The 21,273-nt window shown below is 63.6% G+C and carries 20 protein-coding genes; 5 read left to right on the top strand and 15 right to left on the bottom strand.

The window, feature by feature from the left end; translation table 11 throughout:
- The first annotated feature begins 46 nt into the window (after positions 1–46).
- Positions 47–1,057 (top strand): ABC transporter substrate-binding protein, encoded by a 1,011-nt coding sequence (locus CFII68_RS03850; RefSeq protein ID WP_018612754.1) that lies wholly within the window; start codon positions 47–49, stop codon positions 1,055–1,057.
- A 140-nt stretch (positions 1,058–1,197) separates the two neighbouring features.
- Positions 1,198–1,635: a DUF3995 domain-containing protein gene (locus CFII68_RS03855; RefSeq protein WP_018612752.1), complete on the top strand. Its 438-nt coding sequence runs from the start codon at positions 1,198–1,200 to the stop codon at positions 1,633–1,635.
- A gap of 177 nt (positions 1,636–1,812) precedes the next feature.
- Here CFII68_RS03855 and CFII68_RS03860 read toward each other — a convergent pair whose 3' ends face one another.
- From CFII68_RS03860 to CFII68_RS03890, 7 genes are all read right to left on the bottom strand, one after another.
- Entirely contained in the window at positions 1,813–2,175 is a 363-nt protein-coding gene (locus tag CFII68_RS03860; protein WP_018612751.1) for a Na+/H+ antiporter subunit G, read from the bottom strand.
- On the bottom strand, positions 2,172–2,450 hold the full coding sequence (locus tag CFII68_RS03865) for a K+/H+ antiporter subunit F (protein WP_018612749.1): 279 nt from the start codon (positions 2,448–2,450) through the stop codon (positions 2,172–2,174). The genes CFII68_RS03860 and CFII68_RS03865 overlap by 4 nt, the downstream gene beginning before the upstream one ends.
- Complete coding sequence (locus CFII68_RS03870; RefSeq protein WP_018612748.1) at positions 2,447–2,935, bottom strand: Na+/H+ antiporter subunit E; 489 nt, start codon at positions 2,933–2,935, stop codon at positions 2,447–2,449. The genes CFII68_RS03865 and CFII68_RS03870 overlap by 4 nt, the downstream gene beginning before the upstream one ends.
- On the bottom strand, positions 2,932–4,617 hold the full coding sequence (locus CFII68_RS03875) for a monovalent cation/H+ antiporter subunit D (protein ID WP_018612746.1): 1,686 nt from the start codon (positions 4,615–4,617) through the stop codon (positions 2,932–2,934). Before CFII68_RS03875 ends, CFII68_RS03870 begins: the two co-directional genes overlap by 4 nt.
- Positions 4,614–4,958, bottom strand: a complete 345-nt coding sequence (locus CFII68_RS03880; protein WP_003202835.1) for a Na+/H+ antiporter subunit C — start codon at positions 4,956–4,958, stop codon at positions 4,614–4,616. The genes CFII68_RS03875 and CFII68_RS03880 overlap by 4 nt, the downstream gene beginning before the upstream one ends.
- On the bottom strand, positions 4,958–7,882 hold the full coding sequence (locus CFII68_RS03885; protein WP_033062886.1) for a monovalent cation/H+ antiporter subunit A: 2,925 nt from the start codon (positions 7,880–7,882) through the stop codon (positions 4,958–4,960). Before CFII68_RS03885 ends, CFII68_RS03880 begins: the two co-directional genes overlap by 1 nt.
- Positions 7,883–8,178: 296 nt before the next feature.
- A complete protein-coding gene (locus CFII68_RS03890) occupies positions 8,179–9,201 on the bottom strand; it encodes a DMT family transporter (RefSeq protein WP_033062885.1) in 1,023 nt (340 codons plus the stop codon).
- On the opposite strand from CFII68_RS03890, the gene CFII68_RS03895 reads away from it, so the two are divergent.
- Together CFII68_RS03895 and CFII68_RS03900 are read left to right on the top strand one after the other, a co-directional pair.
- Positions 9,196–9,759 carry a helix-turn-helix domain-containing protein gene (locus CFII68_RS03895; protein WP_018612737.1) on the top strand — a complete coding sequence of 188 codons (564 nt, stop codon included), beginning with the start codon at positions 9,196–9,198 and terminating at the stop codon, positions 9,757–9,759. The two genes, CFII68_RS03890 and CFII68_RS03895, sit on opposite strands and share 6 nt — an antisense overlap.
- 15 nt (positions 9,760–9,774) lie before the next feature.
- On the top strand, positions 9,775–11,319 hold the full coding sequence (locus tag CFII68_RS03900; protein ID WP_018612735.1) for an FAD/NAD(P)-binding protein: 1,545 nt from the start codon (positions 9,775–9,777) through the stop codon (positions 11,317–11,319).
- A gap of 4 nt (positions 11,320–11,323) precedes the next feature.
- On the opposite strand, the gene CFII68_RS03905 is transcribed toward CFII68_RS03900, so the two are convergent.
- The 3 genes from CFII68_RS03905 to CFII68_RS03915 all read right to left on the bottom strand — a co-directional run bounded on the left by CFII68_RS03905 (position 11,324) and on the right by CFII68_RS03915 (position 14,533).
- Positions 11,324–12,439, bottom strand: coding sequence for a Gfo/Idh/MocA family protein (locus CFII68_RS03905; protein ID WP_018612733.1), 1,116 nt, complete (start codon positions 12,437–12,439; stop codon positions 11,324–11,326).
- A gap of 234 nt (positions 12,440–12,673) precedes the next feature.
- The gene (locus CFII68_RS03910) at positions 12,674–13,441 is read right to left on the bottom strand and encodes an SDR family oxidoreductase (RefSeq protein ID WP_018612731.1); all 768 of its coding nucleotides are present in this window, start codon (positions 13,439–13,441) and stop codon (positions 12,674–12,676) included.
- A gap of 24 nt (positions 13,442–13,465) precedes the next feature.
- The gene (locus CFII68_RS03915) at positions 13,466–14,533 is read right to left on the bottom strand and encodes a phosphotransferase family protein (protein ID WP_018612729.1); all 1,068 of its coding nucleotides are present in this window, start codon (positions 14,531–14,533) and stop codon (positions 13,466–13,468) included.
- Between the two features lie 198 nt (positions 14,534–14,731).
- Between CFII68_RS03915 and CFII68_RS03920 the strand changes: the two genes are divergently transcribed.
- Complete coding sequence (locus tag CFII68_RS03920; RefSeq protein WP_003202818.1) at positions 14,732–15,127, top strand: DUF4280 domain-containing protein; 396 nt, start codon at positions 14,732–14,734, stop codon at positions 15,125–15,127.
- A 195-nt stretch (positions 15,128–15,322) separates the two neighbouring features.
- On the opposite strand, the gene CFII68_RS03925 is transcribed toward CFII68_RS03920, so the two are convergent.
- The 5 genes from CFII68_RS03925 to CFII68_RS03945 all read right to left on the bottom strand — a co-directional run.
- Positions 15,323–15,865 (bottom strand): toxin-antitoxin system YwqK family antitoxin, encoded by a 543-nt coding sequence (locus CFII68_RS03925; RefSeq protein WP_018612725.1) that lies wholly within the window; start codon positions 15,863–15,865, stop codon positions 15,323–15,325.
- A gap of 13 nt (positions 15,866–15,878) precedes the next feature.
- Positions 15,879–17,888 (bottom strand): type VI secretion system tip protein VgrG, encoded by a 2,010-nt coding sequence (gene tssI, locus CFII68_RS03930; protein WP_018612723.1) that lies wholly within the window; start codon positions 17,886–17,888, stop codon positions 15,879–15,881.
- A gap of 45 nt (positions 17,889–17,933) precedes the next feature.
- Positions 17,934–18,416 (bottom strand): hypothetical protein, encoded by a 483-nt coding sequence (locus CFII68_RS03935; protein ID WP_018612721.1) that lies wholly within the window; start codon positions 18,414–18,416, stop codon positions 17,934–17,936.
- 45 nt (positions 18,417–18,461) lie between these two features.
- Complete coding sequence (gene tssH, locus CFII68_RS03940; protein ID WP_018612719.1) at positions 18,462–21,005, bottom strand: type VI secretion system ATPase TssH; 2,544 nt, start codon at positions 21,003–21,005, stop codon at positions 18,462–18,464.
- 1 nt (position 21,006) lies between these two features.
- Positions 21,007–21,273 (bottom strand): type VI secretion system baseplate subunit TssG (locus CFII68_RS03945; RefSeq protein WP_018612717.1); only part of this gene is annotated, 267 nt, incomplete at its 5' end.

Here is a 21,273-nt window from a genome sequence, read left to right as displayed (position 1 = left end):
CGCAGGGCCGTTCAGCGATTGCTGTATCTGGCATGAGGTGCAAAGCATGAAACGAGTTCGACAGTGGCTGGCTGCCTGGGCCACCTTCGCGGTGTTGGTTTCACCCCTTCCGACGTCGGCCGCCACAGCGCCGATCCACTTTGCCGACTTGAACTGGGAAAGTGGCAGCCTGATCACCGATATCCTGCGGATCATCGTCGAAAAAGGCTACGGGTTGCAGACCGACACATTGCCGGGCACCACCATTACCCTGGAAACCGCCCTGGCCAATAACGACATCCAGGTGATCGGCGAGGAATGGGCCGGCCGCAGCCCGGTGTGGGTCAAGGCCGAGGCCGAAGGCAAGGTGATCGCCCTGGGCGATACGGTCAAAGGCGCGACGGAAGGTTGGTGGGTGCCCGAATACGTCATCAAGGGCGACCCAGCCAAGGGCATCAAGCCCCTGGCGCCGAACCTGCGCAGTGTCGAGGACCTGTCGCGCTACAAGCATGTGTTCAAGGACCCGGAGAGCCCCGACAAGGGGCGCTTCCTCAACAGCCCCATTGGCTGGACCTCCGAGGTGGTCAACAAACAGAAGCTCAAGGCGTATGGCCTGTCTGACAGCTACGTGAATTTTCGCAGCGGTTCGGGGGCGGCGCTGGATGCGGAAATCAGCTCGACGATCCGCCGGGGCAAGCCGATCCTGTTTTATTACTGGTCGCCCACGCCACTGCTCGGGCGCTTCAAGCTGGTGCAGTTGCAAGAGCCGCCGTTCGATGCCGAGGCCTGGAAAACCCTGACCGACGCCGATAACCCCAACCCGAAGCCGACCCGCTCACTGGCCTCGAAACTGTCGATTGGCGTCTCTGCGCCGTTCCAGAAGCAATACCCGGAGATTGCCGAGTTCTTCAGCAAGGTCGACTTGCCCATCGAACCGTTGAACAAGGCTCTGGCCGACATGAGCGAGAAGCGCATCCCACCTCGTGAAGCCGCCGAGGCGTTCCTCAAGGCGCATCCACAGGTCTGGCAGGCCTGGCTGCCCAAGGAGGTGGCGGACAAGGTGTCTGCCGGTCTCTAGGGCGTTCTCGCGTGCCAGCAGGTTGAACGCTTGATCCTGGGCAATGAATCATTCGCTGGGAACTGGCAATCTGCGCCCGTCCAGCGAAATGCCAAATTCGAGCTAGGATGATTGTTCAACCCTTTTCAGGAGGCTGGCGAATGACGCTTTTATTGGCTCGGTCGCTGGTCGCAGTGTTTGCGACCATCAGCTTGATTCATATGTATTGGGCCCTGGGTGGGCGGTGGGCGGCCAAGGCTGTGGTGCCTCAGGTACCGGTGAAGCAGGGGGAGGCGCTGCGACCGGCGTTCGATCCCTCGGGCTGGCTGACCTTGCTGGTGGCCCTGGCGCTGCTGATGGTGGCGCTGCTGGTGTGCCTGCGGGTCGGCCTGCTGGCGCAGCCGGTCACTCATCGGGCGTTGCAGTGGCTGATCAGCGCGATTGCCTTGCTGATGTTCGCCCGGGCCATTGGCGAGTCGAACCTGGTGGGCTTCTTCAAGGAGGTCAAGGACTCGACATTCGCCAGGCTCGACACCTGGGTCTATTCGCCGCTGTGCGTGGTGCTTGGGGCCGGGTTGCTGGCGGTGGCGTGGGCCTGAGTCACTCCGTCACCCGGCCTGTGGCGAGGGGATTTATCCCCGCTGGGCTGCGTAGCAGCCCCAAAAAGGCAGAGCACAACTAGCTAGACACACCGAGGTGACTGCACTTAGGGCTGCTGCGCAGCCCAGCGGGGATAAATCCCCTCGCCACAAAGGGTGTTTGCCTTAAGGTAGCGGTCAGCCGTCGTGCCCGGTCCTGCGACTGCTCACTTCCGCCGGCACATCATCCCCAGCCATGCGCTTGCGGAACAACGCCGCCCGGGCCAGCAGCAGGGTGGTCACCGGGACGGTGATGGACAGCAGGATCGGGATCAGCCAGGCATGCAACACCGGCGCGGACTTGAGCGCCGAAAAATACACGATCGAAGCCAGTGCCACGCACCAGGCGCCCAGTGTGGATGCCAGGGCCGGAGGGTGCATGCGCTGGAAATAATCCTTCAGCCGCACCAGGCCGATCGCTCCGGCCAGGGCGAAGAGGCTGCCGAGCACCAGCAGGATCGCCACCGGGATTTCGACCCACATCGACAGTTCGCCGGTCATTCGATCACCTCGCCACGCAACAGGAACTTGGCCAGGGCAAACGAGCCGACAAAGCCGAACAGGGCGATCAGCAGCGCCGCCTCGAAATAGGTGTCACTGGCATAACGGATGCCCAGCACCAGCATCATCAGCATCGCCACGATGTACAGATAGTCCAGGGCCAATACCCGATCCTGCGCCGAAGGGCCCTTGAACAGTCGCCACAGGGTCAACACCATCGCCAGGGAGAGCAGGAACAGGCTCAACAGGATCGCATTGGACAGCAGGGGGCTCATTGGAAAATCTCCATCAACGGGCGCTCGTACGTAGCCTTGAAATGCGCGATGAAAGACGCCTCGTCTTCCAGATCGAACACGTGCATCAGCAGGATGCTGCGGTCCAGGGCCAGTTCCGACCAGACTGTCCCCGGGATCACCGTGGTGATCATCGACAACGCGGCCAGGCCGTTGGCGTCGTGCAGGTCCAGCGGCACTTTGATGAACCGCGAGCGAGGCGGGCGGCGTCCGGCGTTCAGCACCCCCCAGGCCACCGCCACGTTGGACACCAGCACATCACGGCCCACCAGCAGGAACAAGCGCAACACCACCCACGGCCGGCGGATACGGATGGGCCGTGGGCGCAACGGGCGCATCATCAACGGCGCCAGGAAGCCCAGCGCTGCGCCCAGCAGCAGATGCCCGGCGCTGACGGACAGGTTCAACACCAGCCACAGCAACCACAGCGCCAGGGACAACCACGGGGCGGGCAACAGGCGCTTCATGGCTGCACCTCCCGCAATGCGGTGCGGGTCTCGGGGTTGGGCACGGCGCGGGTGGCGAGTACCGACATCACATAATGTTCCGGATTGTTCAGCGTATCGGCGGCGGATTGGGTGTAGCGCAGCAACGGTTCGGCCTTGAAGGTCAGGGCGATGCCCAGGCCCAGCAGCACGACGATCGGCAGGCATTCGAACGGCCGCAGCAACGGTGACGGGCGTTCCTGGGGCGTCCAGAAACGTTGGATGCCCAGGCGTGAAAAGGCAATCAGCGAGGCTAGCCCCGAGAGGATCAGCAAGGCCAACAGGCCCCACGCCTGGTTTGATACCGACTCCCCGCCGCTGGCTCCGAAGCCTTGGGGATTGAGCAAGGCGCTCAGCAGGCTCAGCTTGCCGATGAACCCCGACAGCGGCGGCATGCCGATAATCAACAGCGCACAGAAGATAAAGCTCAAGCCAAGGAAGGCCATGGTCCAGGGAATCACTTGCCCGACCACGGCTTTCTGCTCGTCGTCGAGGTTGATGCCCTTGGGCGGTTGCAGGGATTCCAGCGGTCGCGGCAAGGTGTCGAAGTCGTCGTCCAGGGACAGTTCATTGGCCGAGCGCGAGCGTTCGATCAGCTCGGCCAGCAAGAACAGCGCGCAAAGCGCCAGGGTCGAGCTCACCAGGTAAAACAGCGCCGCCCCCACCAGGTTCGGTTGGGCGAAGCCGATGGCCGACAACAGGATCCCGGCCGAGACCAGGATGCTCAGGCTCGCCATGCGCTCCAGCCGTTGGGCCGCGAGAATGGCAATGGCGGCGCAGGCGATCGTCGCCATGCCGCCATAGACCAGCCAGTCGGCGCCGAAATACGCCGAGGCGCCGGCCTGGCCGGAGAACAGCAACGTCCACAGGCGCAGGATCGTGTAGACGCCAACCTTGGTCATGATCGCAAACAGCGCCGCCACCGGTGCGCTGGCGGCGCTATAGGCTGGCACCAGCCAGAAGTTCAGCGGCCACATCCCAGCCTTGGCCAGGAACGCCACCGCAAGGATGCCTGCCCCGGCGTGCAGCAAGCCGCGGTCGGCCTCTGGCACCAGCGGGATTTTCAGGGCCAGGTCGGCCATGTTCAACGTGCCGGTGACGCCATAGATCAGCGCCGCGCCGATCAGGAACAACGACGAGGCCAGCAGATTGATGGAAATGTAATGCAGGCCTGACGACACCCGCGCCCGGCCCGACCCGTGCAGCATCAAGCCGTAGGAGGCCGCCAGCAGCACTTCGAAGAACACGAACAGGTTGAACAGGTCTGCCGTCAGGAAGGCGCCGTAGAGGCCCATCAACTGGATCTGGAACAGCGCATGGAAACTCGCCCCGGCGCCGTCCCAGCGGGCCATGGCGAAGAGCAGGGCGCTGACGCCGATGATGCCGGTCAGTACCAGCATCAGCGCCGACAGGCGATCGACCACCAGGACAATGCCGAACGGCGCCTGCCAGTTGCCGGGCAGGTACACGCCAATGGACGCGGGCAGGGCCTGGTCCTGGGTCCAGTACAGCAACAGCACCGCGATGCCCAGGCCCAGCAGGCTGGAAAGCAGATTGATCCGGGCCTTGAGCGGGCGGTGCTTCTCGCCCAGCATCAGCATCAACGCGGCGGTCAGCAGCGGCAGCAGGATGGGCGCGGCGATCAGATGGGGCGTCAAGATCATTCCTTGGGCTCCCGGCCGTCCACGTGGTCGGTGCCGGTCAGGCCCCGGGACGCCAGCAGCACCACCAGGAACAGCGCAGTCATGGCGAAGCTGATCACGATGGCCGTCAGCACCAGCGCCTGGGGCAGCGGGTCGGTGTAGTGCAGCAGGTCCTGGGGCACGCCGTCCTTGATGATCGGTTCCTTGCCGATGAACAGGCTGCCCATGCTGAAGATGAACAGGTTGACGCCGTAGGACAGCAGGCACAGGCCCATGACCACCTGGAAGGTCCGTGGCCGCAACACCAGCCAGACACCGGAGGCGGCCAGTACGCCGATTGCGATTGCGATGACTTCTTCCATCAGGCGGTGGCTCCTTTGACGGCGGCGACGGGTTTGGCTTGCAGGCCCGGCTTATGGGCCCGTACCGACTGGTGAGCCAGGGCGGTGAGGATCAACAGGGTGGAACCGACCACCACGGCGTACACACCGATGTCGAAGAACAGCGCGCTGGCCAGATGGATATCCCCCAGCAGCGGCAATTCGAAATGCCAGGTGTGGGTGGTCAGGAACGGATAACCCACGGCCATCGATCCCAGGCCGGTGGCGGTGGCGAACAACAGCCCGGTGCCCATCCAGCGCAGCGGCCGCAGGCTCATTTGCGCCTCGACCCACTGGGTGCCGGCGACCATGTATTGCAGGATGAACGCCACGGACATCACCAGCCCGGCCACGAAGCCGCCACCGGGTTGATTGTGGCCGCGCATGAACAGGTAGAACGACACCACCAGGGCGATCGGTAGCAGCAGGCGCACCAGCACCGACGGCACCATCATGAAGCCCAATGCGGTATCGCTGGCATGGCGCGGGTTGACCAGATCGGTGACCACGTCCGGCGCCAGCAGGCGCTGTTGCGCTGGCAACTGCATGCTTTCCTTCGGTGGGCGGAAACGCCGCAGCAGGGCGAACACCGCCAGGGCCACCGCCACCAGCACGGTGATTTCCCCGAGGGTGTCGAAGCCCCGGAAGTCCACCAACATCACGTTCACCACATTGCTGCCGCCGCCTTCGGGCAGAGCACGGCTCAAGTAGAACGAAGAGATGTCGTTAGGCGTCTGGCGCGTGAGCATCGCATAGGACAACAGCGCCATACCGCCGCCGACGGCGATGGACAGCAGCAAGTCCCGCAGGCGTCGGATACGCGCGCGCCGCTCGCTGTTGGGCAGCGGCGAGACGTCCTCGATCCGCCGTGGCAGCCAGCGCAGGCCCAGCAGGATCAGCACGGTGGTAACCACTTCCACCACCAGTTGCGTCAAGGCCAGGTCGGGGGCGGAGAACCAGACGAAGGTCACGCAGGTCATCAGGCCGCAGACGCTGACCATGGTCAGGGCCGCGAGCCGGTGATACTTGGCCTGCCAGGCCGCGCCCAGGGCACAGGCGATCGCCAGCAGCCACAGGGTGACGAAGACGATGGAACCGGGGATCTTCGGCCGGTCGCCCCAGACGAGCGTGCTGTGCAGCATCGGGATCAGCCCGGCCAATACCGCCGCCAGCACCAGGAAAAAAAGTTGGGCTTGCAGGCGCCGGGTACTGATCTTGCGCTCCAACCGCCGACCCTGGCGCATCATCAGCACCAGGCAGCGCTCGAACAAGCGCTTGCCACTGAGCCGGCCAATGAACGGCGGGTGCTTGATGTGCCCTTGCCGGAGCTGTTTGCGCAGCAGCAGGTACAGGACGATGCCGCCGGACATGGCCACCAGGCTCATGATCATCGGTGCGTTCAGGCCGTGCCAGATCGCCAGACTGTATTCAGGCAGTGTGCCGCCCACCACCGGCAACGCGGCGGCCGCGAGCAACGAGCCGACCACCTGGGCCGGAAAAATCCCCACCAACAGGCAGGTGAACACCAGCAACTCCACTGGCGCGCGCATCCAGCGCGGTGGTTCGTGAGGGGTATGGGGCAGGTCGGTGGCGGTGGGGCCGAAGAACACATCCACGGTGAACCGCAAGGAGTAGGCGACGCTGAAGGTCCCGGCGATGGTAGCGATGATCGGCAGCGCCAGTTCGACCCAGGCCGTGGCGGAAATGAACACGGTCTCGGCGAAGAACATTTCCTTGGACAGGAAACCATTGAGCAACGGCACCCCGGCCATCGCCGCGCTGGCGACCATGGCCAGGGTCGCGGTGAACGGAATCAGTCGCACCAGGCCGCTGAGCTTGCGAATGTCGCGGGTGCCGCTTTCGTGGTCGATGATCCCGGCGGCCATGAACAGCGACGCTTTGAACGTGGCGTGGTTGAGGATATGAAACACCGCCGCCACGGCCGCCAGTGGACTGTTCAGGCCCAGCAGCAGGGTGATCAGCCCGAGGTGGCTGATGGTGGAGTAGGCCAGCAGGCCCTTGAGGTCGTTCTGGAACATCGCGCAGTAGGCGCCCAGCAGCAACGTACAGGCTCCCGCGCCGCCGACGATGTAGAACCACTCTTCGCTGCCCGACAGCGACGGCCATAACCGCGCCAACAGGAACACCCCGGCCTTGACCATGGTGGCCGAGTGCAGATACGCCGACACCGGCGTGGGGGCGGCCATGGCATGGGGCAGCCAGAAGTGGAACGGAAACTGGGCGCTTTTGCTCAAGGCGCCGATCAGGATCAGCGGCAACAGGATGGGGTAGAGGGCATGGGCACGGATCAGGTCGCCGGCGGCCAGGACCTTGTCCAGCTCATAGCTGCCCACCACATGGCCGAGCAGCATCACCCCGGCCAATAGGCAAAGCCCGCCAGCCCCGGTCACCATCAACGCCATGTAGGCACCGCGTCGAGCGTCGGCGCGGTGGTGCCAATAGCCGATCAGCAGGAACGAGAACAGGCTGGTCAGTTCCCAGAAAAATACCATCTGGATCAGGTTGCCGGAGATCACCAACCCGAGCATGGCGCCCATGAACGCCAGGAAAAATGCGAAGAAGCGCGGCACCGGATCATCCGGCGACATGTAGTAGCGAGCGTACAGCGACACCAGCGTGCCGATGCCCAGCACCAGCAACGAAAACAGCCAGGCGAAGCCGTCCAGGCGTAATACGAAATCCAGGCCCAGGCTGGGCAACCAGGTGTAGTGCTCACGGATCACGCCGCCATCGGCGATCTGCGGGTACAGCAAGGCCACCTGAACCGTGCCGGCCAGGGCGACGAGGCCGGCCAGCAGTGATTCGGCGTTACGGGCGTTATGCGGCAGCAGCGCCGCGACACAGCTGCCGATGAAGGGCAAAAGCAATAGAACTATCAGTGACATAGGCTTCTATTCGGCGGGAGGTTGTGAGGGATCATACGTGGCGTATTCCCGATCACCAACCGCGAGGGTGTCGCAGAATCCTACAAGAGAGGTGGAGTTTTCTTACTTTGCGCCCTACACATCACCCGTGGCGAGGGAGCTTGCTCCCGTTGGGCTTGTGTAGGAGCTGCCGAAGGCTGCGATCTTTTGATCTTGGTCTTTCGCTTGGGATTCAAGTGTCTGGGGAAAGATCGCAGCCTCGTTGCACTCGTCAGCTCCTACACAGCTCCTGCACGGCTTCTAAGCTTCTACCGGCCTCACTGCTCCTGCTCAAGCCCCTCATCCACCTCGACAACACCTTTTCCGCGGGTCTTCAGCTCACTGACAATCACCGCCGCCACGATCAGTGCCGCGCCGAACAAGGCAATCGCCGGCAACCGCTCGCCCGCCAGGCGCCCGGCGATGCCGGCCCACACCGGCTCACCGGCATAGATCAGCGTGGCACGGGTCGGCGAGACGCTTTTCTGTGCCCAGTTCATCGCCACCTGGATCGCTGCGCTGGCGGCGCCCAGGCCGACGGCGCTGACCAGCAGCAACATGGAAAAATCCGGAATTTTTTCCTGGGTCGGCACCACCATCAGGAAGGCCAGCACCGCGGTGCTTGCCAGTTGCACCACGGTCACCCGGCGCACATCGACCTGGCCGGCATAAGCGCTGATCAGGATGATCTCGGCGGCGATTGCGATGGCGCTGATCAACGTGGCGATTTCACCGGGGCTGAAGTTCAGCGAGGCCCCGGCCGGGCCCGACACCAGCATCAGCCCGGTGAACGCCAGCATGATGCCGATGCTCGGCATCAAACCAGGCCGACGGCCCAGCACCAGCCATTGCAACAAGGGCACGAATGGCACGTAAAGCGCGGTAATGAACGCCGATTGGCTACTGGGGATGGTTTGCAGGCCGACGGTCTGCAGGCCGTAGCCGAGCATGATCGCCACACCGATGAAGCACCCGGCCTTGAGTTCGAAGAGGGTCAGGTCCCGCAGATGCCGCCAGGAAAACAGCGCGACAAACGCGGCCGCGGCGGCAAATCGCAGGCCGACGAAAAACATCGGCCCACTGACCGTCATGGCGTGTTGTACCAGCAGGAAAGTCCCACCCCAGATCATGGTAATCAGCACCAGCACGCATTCGGCCTTGCTGAACCTTGAGAAACGGGAGGAAGCTTGCGGGGAGTTCACCGATGCCATGACCTTGCGCGCCACTTGAGGCGGACGCACAATGCGTCCGAAGTTGGGCAGTATAATGCGCAACCCAGCCATGTGAGCAATATAGTGCACAAAGAATCCGGCCAGCGGGCCTCAGTCCTGCAACACGTCAGCCAGAACGTCCGTCGTCTGCGGCATGCCGCCGAGCTCAGCCAGACGGCGCTGGCCGAGCTGTCAGGGGTCAGCCGGCGGATGCTGGTGGCCATTGAGGCTGGGGAAAAGAACGTCAGCCTGACCACCCTGGACCGGGTCGCCGAAGCCCTGGACGTGGCCTTCAGCGACTTGATCCAGGCCCCCGAAGCCCGCGACCCGAGCCGCATCAACGAACTGGTCTGGGCCGGTGTGATCCCGGGCAGCAAAGCTGTGTTGCTCGCCAAGGCCACCGCCAGCCGTGAGGTAGAACTCTGGGAATGGCGGCTGGAGCCGGGCGAGCATTACCATTCCGAGTGCGACGCAGATGGATGGAGCGAACAACTTTATGTATTCGAAGGCTGCCTGACGTTGCTGCTGGGCAGCGAAGAGCGCCGCATAGGCGTCGGCGAGTTCTTCATGTTCGCCAGCAACCAGCCCCATGCCTATCGCAACGATGGCCCGGTGGCGGCGAGATTCGTACGCAACGTGGTGATTTGATTCCTGGAGAGCGGTATGGAAACAGCGCTGGAGCGACATGAGCAGGGCATCACCCGGGAGGCCGATATCCTGATTATCGGTGGCGGCCTGAGCGGTGCCATGTTGGCCGCGCAGCTGCTGCGCCTGCCGGGCCGGCGCGAGGTACTGATCGTCGAGCCGCGCAGCGAACTGGGCCGGGGCGAGGCCTACAGTGCCGTGGAACTGGGCCACACCTTGAACGGCAACGCGGCGCGCATGAGCGTCGACCCGGACAACGCCGATGACCTGACCCAATGGCTCACCGCGTTCATCGAGACCGGCGGCTGGCCCGAGTCGGATCAGCAGCACGTGCCCATCAGCGAGTTGTTCCCGCCCCGGGGAATGTTTGGCCTTTATGTGCAACAACGGCTGGCCGAGGCTCGCGAGATAGGCGCGCAAAACGGTTCGACCGCCGAGCACGTGCGCGGGGAGGCCGTGGACCTGCGGGTTGCCGACGATGCCGTAATGCTGACGCTTGATGACGGCCAGGTCTTGCGCGGCCGTTTCGCGGTACTGGCCACCGGCATGTTCCCGGCGGCGCGAACCCCGCAAACCGAATCCAGCGGCTTGAATGCCGCGGCCCTGGACCCTTGGGATGTGGCTGCGATGCGCCAGCTCGATCCGCAGTCCACGGTGCTGATCATCGGCTCGGGGCTGACCATGGTTGATGCCGTCGTGTCCCTGGAGCAGTCCGGGCACCGTGGGCCGATCGAAGTGTTTTCCCGCCATGGTTTGTTGCCCCATGTGCGCCGCCAGCCCCCCGCCTGGGTGGATTTCCTCGCCGACGATCACAGCCTGCGGTCGCCACGCCAGTTGATGCGGGCCCTGCGCGAGCAATGCCGTCAGGCCCAGGCCCAAGGCATCGATTGGCAGGCCCCGTTGGACACGGTGCGCGCGCACATCGGGCGGTTGTGGAACCAGGCCAGCGATGTGCAGCGCCGGCAGTTCGTGCGGCATGTGCGGCCGTGGTGGGAGAGTCATCATCATCGCTCGCCGCCGTTGAGCGCGGAGCTGGTGGCGCGTCTGCACGAAGAAGGGCGGTTGCGGATTCAGGCGGCATCGTTCAAGGGGCTGGCGTCCTCTGCCGAGGGCACGCTGGGTATTACCATCCGCCGCCGGGGCGAGACCGGGCTGACGGTGGTGCAGGGCGCGGCGCTGATCAACTCCAGTGGCATCGAATATGACTGGCGCCGGGTTGCACGACCGTTGCCGCAACAGTTGCTGGCCCGGGGGCTGATCCAGCCCGGGCCGCTGGCCCTGGGCATCGCCGCGCGTGCTGACGGTGCGGTGCTGGACGCCCGAGGCGAGCCTGCCGAGCGCCTGTTCGCCATGGGCCCGCCGTTGCGGGGGATGTGGTGGGAAAGTACTGCTGTGACTGATGTGGCGAGCCAGGCTAAGGCGCTGGCGGTGTGGCTGGTTGAACTGCAAACCCAAGATTCGGTTCCCAGGGAGACCGCGTCATCTTCATCGCGGGCAAGCCTTGCTCCCACAGATGGGGATAAATCCCCTTTCTACAGGGATTCACAAAATGGGCATAAATGAGCGCTTATAGCTTGCTGACCTTGACCCAACGCTCCTCCCGCGCCGCCACACGAATCGCCGCCGCCAACCGCTCCACTTCCCAGGCCTCTTCGAAGTCGGTCCCGCTGCCGCCTTCGCCTGCGAGGGTCATCACCAGTTCCTGGACTTCCAGGGTCTTCAATTCGTTGTACCCCAACTGGTGACCGGCGGCTGGGCTGAACGCGGCATAACCGGGCAAATCCGGGCCGGCCAGCAGGCGCTGGAAACCCGCTTGGCCGACGCGACACAGGCGCAGTTCATTGAGCCGTTCCTGATCGAACGCCAGGGTGCCGAGGGTGCCGCTGATCTCGAAGCTCAGGTGGTTCTTGTAGCCGTGCTTGAGCCAACTGCTGCTCACCGTGCCTCGGGCGCCATTGGCGAAACGCAGCAGCGCGTGGACCTGGTCGTCCACCGCGATGGCACGTTGTTCGGCATTGCCCGCGCTGGCAGGGCGTTGGCTGTGCACGGTCTGGCTGTCGGCGCACACCGCTTCGACATCGCCCAACAAGTGCCGGGCCATGGCCAGCAAGTGGCTGCCCAGGTCCGCCAGTGCGCCGCCGGCGTGGGCGGCTTCGCAGCGCCATGACCACGGCGAGGCGGGGTCGGCCATGAAGTCTTCGCTGAATTCGCCCTGGAAACTGATGATCTGTCCCAGTTCGCCGCGCTGGATCATGTCCCGCGCCCGTTGAATGATCGGGTTGTGCTGGTAGTTGTAGCCGACCCGCGTCACCACTCCGGCTGCCTTGGCCGCCTGGCGCATCTGCTCGGCCTGTTCCAGGGACACCGCCAGGGGCTTTTCACAATAGACCGGCTTGCCCGCCGCCAACGCGGCCATGGCCATGGGGAAGTGCAGGTGGTTGGGCGTGGTGATGGCGACCAGGTTGACCTTCGGGTCGTCGATCAGTTGTTGCCAGTCGCTGTGGGCCGTCTCGAACCCCCAGCTGTGGGCGCATTGCCGGGCACGCTGCGGATCGGCGTCGGCCAGAGCCGCCAGTTTCAGGTTCAGGGGGAGGTCGAACACCGCCTTGGCATTGTGGAACGCCAAGGCATGGGCACGGCCCATGAAGCCGGTGCCAATCAGACCGATGCCGAGTTCACGCATGAGAAAGAGCCCTTTGAATTGTTATTTTCAGGAGGGCTATTTATGGAATAAATATTCGTTAATTGCAAATACTGGAATAAATATTCATTTCCGTGACTGCTGAGGATCCCCCTGTGGGAGCGGGCTTGCTCGCGAATACGGTGGATCAGTTAATGCAACTGTGACTGACGCACCGCATTCGCGAGCAAGCCCGCTCCCACAGGGGATTTCACAGGTCTGCCATGGAGCCTGTTGTCAGGACAGGAACCCGCCATCCACATTCAACGCCACACCCGTGGTGTAGCTCGACGCATCGCTGGCCAGGTACAGCACCGCGCCGGCCATTTCGCTTGGGTCGGCCACGCGCTTGAGGGGGATCTGCGCCAGGGCGGTCTTCAGGATGGCGTCGTTCTTGACCAGTGCCGAGGCGAACTTGGTGTCGGTCAGGCCTGGCAACAAGGCGTTGCAGCGGATGCCAAATTGCGCGCATTCCTTGGCGAAGACCTTGGTCATGTTGATCACCGCAGCCTTGGTCACCGAGTAGATGCCCTGGAAGATCCCCGGCGAGATGCCGTTGATCGACGCCACGTTGATGATGCTGCCGCCGCCGTTCTCGCGCATCAGCTTGCCGGCTTCCACCGACATGAAGAAGTAGCCGCGGATGTTCACATCCACGGTTTTCTGGAACGCACCCAGGTCGGTGTCCAGGACGTTGCAGAATTGCGGGTTGGTGGCGGCGTTGTTGACCAGGATGTCCAGGCGCCCGAACTGTTCGCGGATACCGGCGAATACCTGGCTGATCTGCTCCATTTCACCGATGTGGCAGGCGACGGCGGTGGCCTTGCCGCCAGCGGCGATGATGGCGTCGGCCACGTGCTGGCAACCGTCGAGCTTGCGGCTGGAAACGATCACATGGGCGCCTTGCTGGGCCAGCAGTTTGGCGATGGCCTCGCCGATGCCGCGGCTGGCGCCGGAAACGAAGGCGATTTTACCGTCGAGGTCGAACAACTGGGTCTTGGACATGCTGTTTCCTTGTTATAGGTGCGCTCAGAGCGTGGATTTGTCGATGACCTGCAGGCTCATCTGCTCCAGCAGTGTGTTCATCTGAACGAACTGCGCGAAGCGTTTGTCCTGGGTCTGGCCGTGGAAGAAGCGGTAGTAGATCTGCTGGACGATGCCGGCCAGGCGGAACAGGCCGTAGGTGTAATAGAAGTCGAAGTTGTCGATGCGGATCCCGGCGCGCTCGGCGTAGTAATCGACGAACTCGCGGCGGGTCAGCATGCCGGGGGCATGGCTTGGCTGGCGGCGCATCAGTTGGACGGGGGCCGGGTCTGCGGCTTCGATCCAGTAGGCGAGGCTGTTGCCCAGATCCATCAACGGATCGCCGATGGTGGTCAGTTCCCAGTCCAGCACGCCGATGATCTGCATCGGGTTCTCTGGATCGAGGATCACGTTGTCGAAGCGGTAGTCGTTGTGGACGATACTCGAAGTGGGATGGTCGGCCGGCATCTTGTCGTTGAGCCAGGCCTTGACCGCTTCCCACTTCGGCGCATCGGGCGTCAGGGCTTTTTCGTAGCGGTCGCTCCAGCCGCGGATCTGCCGGGCCACGTAGCCTTCGGGCTTGCCCAGGTCGGCCAGGCCGCAAGCGTTGTAGTCGACACGGTGCAGCTCGACGAGCCGGTCGATGAAACTCTTGCACAGCGCTTCAGTGCGGGCGGCGTCGAAACCCAGTTCCGGCGGCAGGTCGGAGCGCAGGATGATGCCCTTGACCCGTTCCATCACATAGAACTCGGCGCCCATCACTGACTCGTCGGTGCAGTGCACGTAGGCTTTGGGGCAGTACGGGAAACCCTCGCGCAATTGATTGAGGATGCGGAACTCACGGCCCATGTCGTGGGCAGACTTGGCCTTGTGGCCGAACGGTGGACGGCGCAGGACGAATTCCTGCTCGGGGTATTCCAGCAGGTAGGTCAGGTTCGACGCGCCACCGGGAAACTGGCTGATCTGCGGCACGCCGGTCAGGCCGGGAATGTGGGCCTTGAGGTACGGGTCGATCAGGTTGGCATCGAGTTCTTCACCGTCGCGCACGCGGGTGGACTGATCAGTAAACGCCATGCTTATCCCTTCTGCTTATTTTGGAGGCCATCGATCATTGGCTAATCTAATGGCGCGTGGGAGGCGTCACAAGCACGCCAGGGTCTTATAGGTTAGCGTGTTGCCGGATAATCAGCGGGCTTGATGCATGGCGGCGTGCGCGTTGGGTAGGGGCGAGCTAAGGTTTCGGGATCTGTCGCTTTCAAAGGAGCAACCGCGATGGGATGCCCGCAAGTCTGTGGCACCGCGACCTTGCAATGCAGCTTCGGCGCTGCCCCGGCGGTGCTCAATGTGCTGCCGGTCAATCGCCTGCTGACCGGCGGGATGCCGGCGGCGAATATCATGGATCACATCCCGCTGGTGAACATCACCACGTTTGGCATGTGCATGAGCCTGGCGAACCCGACCGTGGCCGCCGCCACCGCGGCGGCACTCGGCGTGTTGACCCCCATGCCCTGCATCCCGGCCACCGCCGCCCCCTGGATCCCCGGCGGCGCCCCGACCCTGTTGCTGGGCAACATGCCGGCCATCGATGCCAACAGCACCTTGATGTGCACTTGGGCCGGGGTGATCAAGATCGTCGTGCCGGGGCAGGTGCAGATGCTCATCCCCTGATGGTTGCGCGGTGGACGCAGGCTAGCTGCCCACCTCCAATCCCCTGTGGGAGCGGGCTTGCTCGCGAAGAGGGTGGCACATTCAGTATTGATGTCGACTGTTAGGCCGCCTTCGCGAGCAAGCCCGCTCCCACACTGGGTCTTCAGTGGCCTCAAGTTTTGTGCTTGCCCTAAATCTCTTGTGGGAGTGGTGTGTTCAGGCCTGCGCTGGATCATTCCAGCGCCTGAACCACCAGCGCACCCGGGAGATCGGTTTGCCTTCGGCGTCCAGTGGCCGGCCGTCTTCGGCGTAGGCCTGGGCTGGTTCCAGCAGTTGGCCGTTGAGGTAGCGGGCCTCGACCGCCGGGTTGCCGTTGGGGTGCAGGCGGCGATAGCGGCCGTCGCGCACGCCGTCGCGATAGACCTCGGCTTCGGCCAGTTGCCCGTCGGGGAAGTAGTTGTTCGCCTCACCGTGCAGCAACCCGCGGCGGTACGTGGCCTGGCGTTGCAACCCGCCTTCGGCTGCATAGAAGCTCGCCACACCTTGCAGTTTGCCTCTCACGAACGGCAATACCGCCGAGACCTTGCCATTGGGGTGATACAGGGTGCTGGTGCCTTGCAGTTCACCTTGGCTGTAGTTGAGTTTTGCTTGCGGGCGTTGGGCTTCTTCGATTTGCAGCGGGCCGTCGAGCTGACCATCGACCAGTTGCCCGCTCAGTTGGCTGTCACCACGCTCCAGGTCGAGTTTTTTCGAGGCCATCGGTGCGCTCCTGTCAGTTGACCTTCACCAGGCCGCCCTTGATGGTCAGCATGCCGCCGCCGTCCACGGTCTGTTCGGCCGCCGCCTTGTTCACCAGGCTGATGCCGGCGTCGTTGGTCAGGGTGGTGCCGGCCTTGTTTTCCAGCGAGGTACCGGCCTGGTTGCTCAGGGCCGTGCCGGCTTTCTGGCTGATGGACGTGCTGGCCTGGGCGGCCAGGTCGGCGCCGCTCTTGATCGCGAAGCTGCCGCCGCTTTGCAGGGTCAGGGTGCCGCTGACTTTGATGGTCAGGTTGCCGTCCACCGTCAGGCTGTAATTGCCGGTGACCTTATGATCGTAATTGCCGCCGGTGCTGTGGCTCTGGTCCGAGCCCACGGTGACGGTGCGGGTGTCCTTCACATCGAGGCTGTCGCTGCCGGTCTGGATGGTCACGCTGCGCTTGCCTTTCTCCAGGGTCACGGTTTCGTCGCCGTCCTTTACCGTGCGGGTGCGGGCGTTCTGCACCGTGAGGGTTTCGTCGTGGCCGACGGTGGCGGTGGTGTCGTTGAGCACGTTGATGTTGAAGTCTTTCTGGGCCTGGAGAAACACTTCTTCGGCGTCCTTCTTGTCTTCGAAGCGCAACTCGTTGAAACCACCACCGCCCTTGGACGAATTGGTCTTGATCCCGGATTGGGTCTGGTTCGCCGGCAGCGCGTAGGGCAGGGCATTGTCGCCGTTGTAGACGCAGCCGGTGACCAAGGGGCGGTCCGGGTCGCCGTCGATGAAGGTCACGATGACTTCCTGGCCGATGCGCGGCACGAACTGCATGCCAAAGCCCTTGCCGCTCCAGGGCAAGACCACGCGGACCCAGCAGGATGAGGTCTCGTCGTTCTTGCCGGTGCGGTCCCAGGGGAACTGCAATTTGATCCGGCCGTATTCATCGGTCCAGATCTCTTCGCCGGCCTTGCCCACCACCAGCGCCGTCTGGGTGTGCATGCGGGGTTTTGGCGTGAGGCGGGCCGGTCGATAGACCGTGGCCTTGGGGATCGCTTCGAAGCGGTTGCGATAGCTGTCATGGCTGGCTTCATGGCTGACCGCCGTCACGACCCAATCGATATTCAGCGTCGAGTCTTCATGGCCGGCGAGGGTGAACCAATACCCCGGCACCAGCCAGCGGCAGTCGCTTTCGCCGACGAAGCGTTTCTCCTGGCTGCGCAGGCCATCCACCCGCTGTTTGGTCAGCGCATCGCCCTGGGCCTTGGCGGTATAGCTGCCTGGATGTTCGTACACCGAGCTCGGCCCGGCCACAGCTTCGGCCTGGCTGTAGAGCGATGTTGTCGGCGTGGTGAATTCATAGTCGGTCGCCTGGTAAACCCCGGCCACCGCTTGCAGGCACACTTGTCCGGAGCGGATGCCGTGCAGTTCTCGTTCGCCCATTTTCTGCCCGAGATAATTCACCGTCGGCCCGTTGGGGATGGGCGCGAAGGCGTCGTTGCTGTCGGCCAGTACCAGCGTGTGCTTACCGTCTTCATGACTGAAGAACCAGAAAATCCCGTCTTCTTCCAGCAGGCGCGAGACGAAGGCCAGGTCGGTTTCGCCGTACTGCACGCAGTACTCGCGGGGTGTGTAGCTGCCGCTGAGCTTGAGCTGGAAGTCGGTGAAGCCGTGGCCCTTGAAAATCGTCGTGACGATGTCCGAGGTGACAAGGTTCTGAAACACGCGGTTGTTGCTGGCCAGGCTCAGCCACCAGAGCCAGGGCCGGAGCAAAAGCTGATAGCGCTCGGCGGTGGCGTCGGCAGGAAGCTGGCGGATCTCGGCCACCAGCCAATCCAGCGGACGCAGCAAGGCATCCTTGTGCAGCGTGGCGGTCACGTGGCTGGCGACGGCCGTCGTGAGGTCCAGCGAGGCGCCATCGTTGATGCCGTTGAGGATGTGCGAGCCCAAGCCGTTGAGGCGTTCTTCGCCGGACAGCGATTCAGGGTACAGCGCCGACAGCGAGGTGGCGGTGAGGGATAGGGTGGTGTTGCTATCGGTGGCGCGGGGCATGGAGCGTCCTCGACAGAGCCTACGACGCAAGCAGTGCTTGCCGATTCATTTGTAGTTGGTTTTTATCGGATTCTTTCCTTTTTTTCCGTGGTATTTACTTTCAAAGGCCTGCCAGACCAAGCGGATGTCGTACCAGGGCTGCGATATTTTCAGCTCGGTTGTCTTGCTGTGCAATTTCGCCGGTATGGCGCCAAGATCGCTAGTGTCCTTGATGATCTGAATCAGCGTGTCGGTCTGGCTCATGCTCTTTTTTTGCAGGTGATTCATGCTGTTTGTTTTCTTTTCCTCCTGGGCGATCGTGGGCTTGTTCAGCTCAAGATAAGCAATCGCTTTGTCTAGGTTGATCGTCGCGGCAGGTGATTCCGGTCCACCGGAAGGGCCTGATTCGTGACCGTGGTATTCATCTTTTCCGCTATAGCCCTCCAGGCATTCAATTATCTTGTGCTGCGATATGAAAATACGGTCAAAGTCTTGGGCTTTGCTCGTACGGTACGACTGGATGCAGCTCCACACGGTTGTCGCAGACATTCAATAACCCTCTCTCTGGATATGGGACGGGGTACCTCCGAGGCTTCATTCCAACACCCACTCCGCCAACTTCCCCGTCACCTGCGTCATCAACACATTCTCGACATCCCGTGCCCCCGCCGCGCTGCACTTGGCCAACACAGCCTTGACGATCCCCGCATCGAACTCGAACTGCTTGCCGGTCGCGGCCTTGTAGCGCCCGCGCAATTTCTCCAACTTCGCCAACACAATCCCTTCCAGCGTCGCTTCATCCAGCGGCCGATAAGCCACCACCGTCATACGCGCCAAAAATGCCGGCCGGAACGCTTGCAGCAGCACTTTGTGCAAGGCTTCGTTGAAGGCGTCGCTGCCCAGTTGCGCGCTAGGCGTATCCAGCAATAGCTCGGCGCCGACGTTGCTGGTGGCGAGCATCACGGTGTTCTTGAAGTCCACCACCAGACCGGTGCCGTCTTCCATCAGGCCTTTGTCGAAGACGTTGTAGAAGGCTTCGAGCACATCCGGGTGGGCCTTTTCGATTTCATCCAGCAGCACCACGGAATAGGGTTTGCGCCGCACCGCTTCGGTGAGCACGCCGCCGCTGCCGTAGCCGACGTAGCCGGGCGGGGCGCCTTTGAGTTGGCTGACGGTGTGGGCTTCCTGGTACTCCGAGAGGTTGATGCTGATCAGGTTGCGCTCACCGCCGTACAAGGCGTCGGCCAGGGCATAGGCGGTTTCGGTCTTGCCCACGCCGGTGGGGCCCACCAGCAGGAACACCCCGACCGGTTTCTGTGGGTCGGTGAGGCCGGCGCGGTAGGCTTGCAGGCGTTGGGCGATGGTGTTCAGCGCGGTGCTCTGGCCCATGACCCGCTGGCCCATGCGCTGGCCTAGGGTGCGCACGGCGTGGGCTTCGTCGGCGAGCATCTTGCCCACCGGGATGCCGGTCCAGCCAGCGATCACCGCGGCGACGGTCTTGCTGTCCACCTGTTCGGGCACCAGCGGATCGTCCTGGCGAATGGCATCCAGGCCCGCCTCCAGGCGCAGCAGTTCGGCGGCCAGGTGGTCGATGCGGTTATCGATCTCGGTGTCGGCTTTTTCACCGTCGGCGCGTTCGCTCAGGGCAAGCAGTTCGCGCCGGGTGTCGAGCAGTTCGCGCACGGCTTCGCGCTCTTCGCCCCAGCGGGTTTCCAGTTCGCGGATGGCTTGCACGTTGCTGGTCGATTCGCTCTCCAACAGGGTGATGCGTTCGCGGTGATCGAGCCCGGTCGCCTGTTCCCGGCGCAGGCGTTCGACCTCGTCCTTGAGGCTGTTTTGCCGATGGCGCAGGCTTTCCAGCGGCGGCGGCACGTCGTGCTGGCCGAGGGCGACCCGGGCGCAGGCGGTGTCGAGCACGCTGATGGCTTTGTCCGGCAACTGTCGCCCGGAGATGTAGCGGTGGGACAGCTTCACCGCCTCGTGGATGGCCGCGTCCAGCACCTGCACGCCGTGGTGCTGTTCCAGTTTGCTTGCCACGCCGCGGAGCATTTCCACGGCGGTCAGTTCGTCCGGTTCTTCGACCTGCACCAGTTGGAAGCGGCGGGCCAGGGCCGGGTCTTTCTCGAAATATTTTTTGTATTCCAGCCAGGTGGTGGCGGCCAGGGTGCGCAGTTCGCCTCGGGCCAGGGCCGGCTTGAGCAGGTTGGCCGCGTCGCTGCCGCCTTCCGCCCCGCCGGCGCCGATCAGCGTATGGGCTTCGTCGATGAACAGGATGATCGGCTTTTCGGCGCTGCGTACCGCGTCGATCACGCCTTTGAGGCGCTGTTCGAATTCACCTTTGACGCCGGCACCGGCCTGCAACAGGCCCAGGTCGAGGACACGCAGGGTGACTTCCTGCAACGACGGCGGCACATCCCCGGCGGCGATACGCAGGGCCAGGCCTTCCACCACCGCAGTCTTGCCGACGCCTGGTGCGCCGACCAGGATCGGGTTGTTCTGCCGGCGCCGGAGCAGGATGTCGATGCACTGGCGGATCTCGCCGTCGCGGCCGACGATGGGGTCGATGCGCCCGGCCCGGGCGTCGGCGGTCAGGTCCTGGGTGTACTGGTCCAGAACCGGGTCCTGTTTCTGGGGAGGCTCGCCGGGTTTGGCCGGGCGCACGCCACCGACATGCTCACGGGAGCTTTCGGTCCATTCCAATAGGTGGGCGCGCAGGGCGTCGCGGGGAATGCGCAGCAACGACGAGGCGCTGTTGAGCAGCAGGCTGCGGCGCTCATCACGGTCCAGCAGTGCCAGCAGCAACAGCCCGGAGCGGATGCTGTCCAGGCCCAGCACGCTGGCCTGGACCACGGCGTCTTCCAACAGGCCGATGGTTTGTGCCGACAAGGCGGGCGTGCGGGTGCTGCCGGATTTGAACAGGTCCAGGGCCTTGTTGGTTTGCGCCGCCACCGCGTCACGCTCCAGACCGAAACGTGGCAGCAGGCAGGCAAAGTCGCCGCCCTCGATGTCGAGCAATTCCAACAGCAGGTGTTCGATTTCCACGTAATGATGGCTGCGCTGCATGCAACGTTGCGCGGCCCGTTCCAGGGCGCGGCGGTTGTCCGGGTTGAGGCGTCCGATCAGGCTGGCCAGTTCCATTTCAGGCAATCTCCGGCTGACGAAGGCGGGTTTCGATCCGTTGCACGGCGAGGGTTGGCTGGCGTTGCAGGCCGCCGTTCCAGTTCAGCCGTGGCGCTGCCTGGCGGTCCAGTTGCAGCGGGCCGGCGCCGCGGATCAGCAACACCAGGGTGCAATCCAGGTCGGGGCCGAAGTACAGGGCGTAGAGGCTGGCGAGCAGCGGATGGGCTTCGCCGTTGGGCAGCAGTCCGCTGGCCTGGCCCGTGGTCAGCGGGCCGAGGGTCAGGCG

Origin of the sequence: Pseudomonas sp. CFII68 (assembly GCF_000416195.1) — a bacterium.
Taxonomy (GTDB): Bacteria; Pseudomonadota; Gammaproteobacteria; order Pseudomonadales; family Pseudomonadaceae; genus Aquipseudomonas; species Aquipseudomonas kilonensis.
Note: the sequence above shows the minus strand (reverse complement) of the source record. Positions and strands in the feature narration are given on the sequence as shown.

What these genes read in the sequence shown, in the direction of transcription:
- CFII68_RS03860 (WP_018612751.1), bottom strand. Translation starts at nt 2,175, where the DNA reads ATGACCGGCGAACTGTCGATGTGGGTCGAAATCCCGGTGGCGATCCTG.
- CFII68_RS03910 (WP_018612731.1), bottom strand. Translation starts at nt 13,441, where the DNA reads ATGTCCAAGACCCAGTTGTTCGACCTCGACGGTAAAATCGCCTTCGTT.
- tssI (WP_018612723.1), bottom strand. Translation starts at nt 17,888, where the DNA reads ATGCCCCGCGCCACCGATAGCAACACCACCCTATCCCTCACCGCCACC.
- CFII68_RS03855 (WP_018612752.1), top strand. Translation starts at nt 1,198, where the DNA reads ATGACGCTTTTATTGGCTCGGTCGCTGGTCGCAGTGTTTGCGACCATC.
- CFII68_RS03885 (WP_033062886.1), bottom strand. Translation starts at nt 7,882, where the DNA reads ATGTCACTGATAGTTCTATTGCTTTTGCCCTTCATCGGCAGCTGTGTC.
- CFII68_RS03920 (WP_003202818.1), top strand. Translation starts at nt 14,732, where the DNA reads ATGGGATGCCCGCAAGTCTGTGGCACCGCGACCTTGCAATGCAGCTTC.
- CFII68_RS03905 (WP_018612733.1), bottom strand. Translation starts at nt 12,439, where the DNA reads ATGCGTGAACTCGGCATCGGTCTGATTGGCACCGGCTTCATGGGCCGT.
- CFII68_RS03935 (WP_018612721.1), bottom strand. Translation starts at nt 18,416, where the DNA reads ATGTCTGCGACAACCGTGTGGAGCTGCATCCAGTCGTACCGTACGAGC.
- CFII68_RS03875 (WP_018612746.1), bottom strand. Translation starts at nt 4,617, where the DNA reads ATGATCTTGACGCCCCATCTGATCGCCGCGCCCATCCTGCTGCCGCTG.
- CFII68_RS03915 (WP_018612729.1), bottom strand. Translation starts at nt 14,533, where the DNA reads ATGGCGTTTACTGATCAGTCCACCCGCGTGCGCGACGGTGAAGAACTC.
- CFII68_RS03900 (WP_018612735.1), top strand. Translation starts at nt 9,775, where the DNA reads ATGGAAACAGCGCTGGAGCGACATGAGCAGGGCATCACCCGGGAGGCC.
- CFII68_RS03870 (WP_018612748.1), bottom strand. Translation starts at nt 2,935, where the DNA reads ATGAAGCGCCTGTTGCCCGCCCCGTGGTTGTCCCTGGCGCTGTGGTTG.
- CFII68_RS03850 (WP_018612754.1), top strand. Translation starts at nt 47, where the DNA reads ATGAAACGAGTTCGACAGTGGCTGGCTGCCTGGGCCACCTTCGCGGTG.
- tssH (WP_018612719.1), bottom strand. Translation starts at nt 21,005, where the DNA reads ATGGAACTGGCCAGCCTGATCGGACGCCTCAACCCGGACAACCGCCGC.
- CFII68_RS03925 (WP_018612725.1), bottom strand. Translation starts at nt 15,865, where the DNA reads ATGGCCTCGAAAAAACTCGACCTGGAGCGTGGTGACAGCCAACTGAGC.
- CFII68_RS03865 (WP_018612749.1), bottom strand. Translation starts at nt 2,450, where the DNA reads ATGAGCCCCCTGCTGTCCAATGCGATCCTGTTGAGCCTGTTCCTGCTC.
- CFII68_RS03880 (WP_003202835.1), bottom strand. Translation starts at nt 4,958, where the DNA reads ATGGAAGAAGTCATCGCAATCGCAATCGGCGTACTGGCCGCCTCCGGT.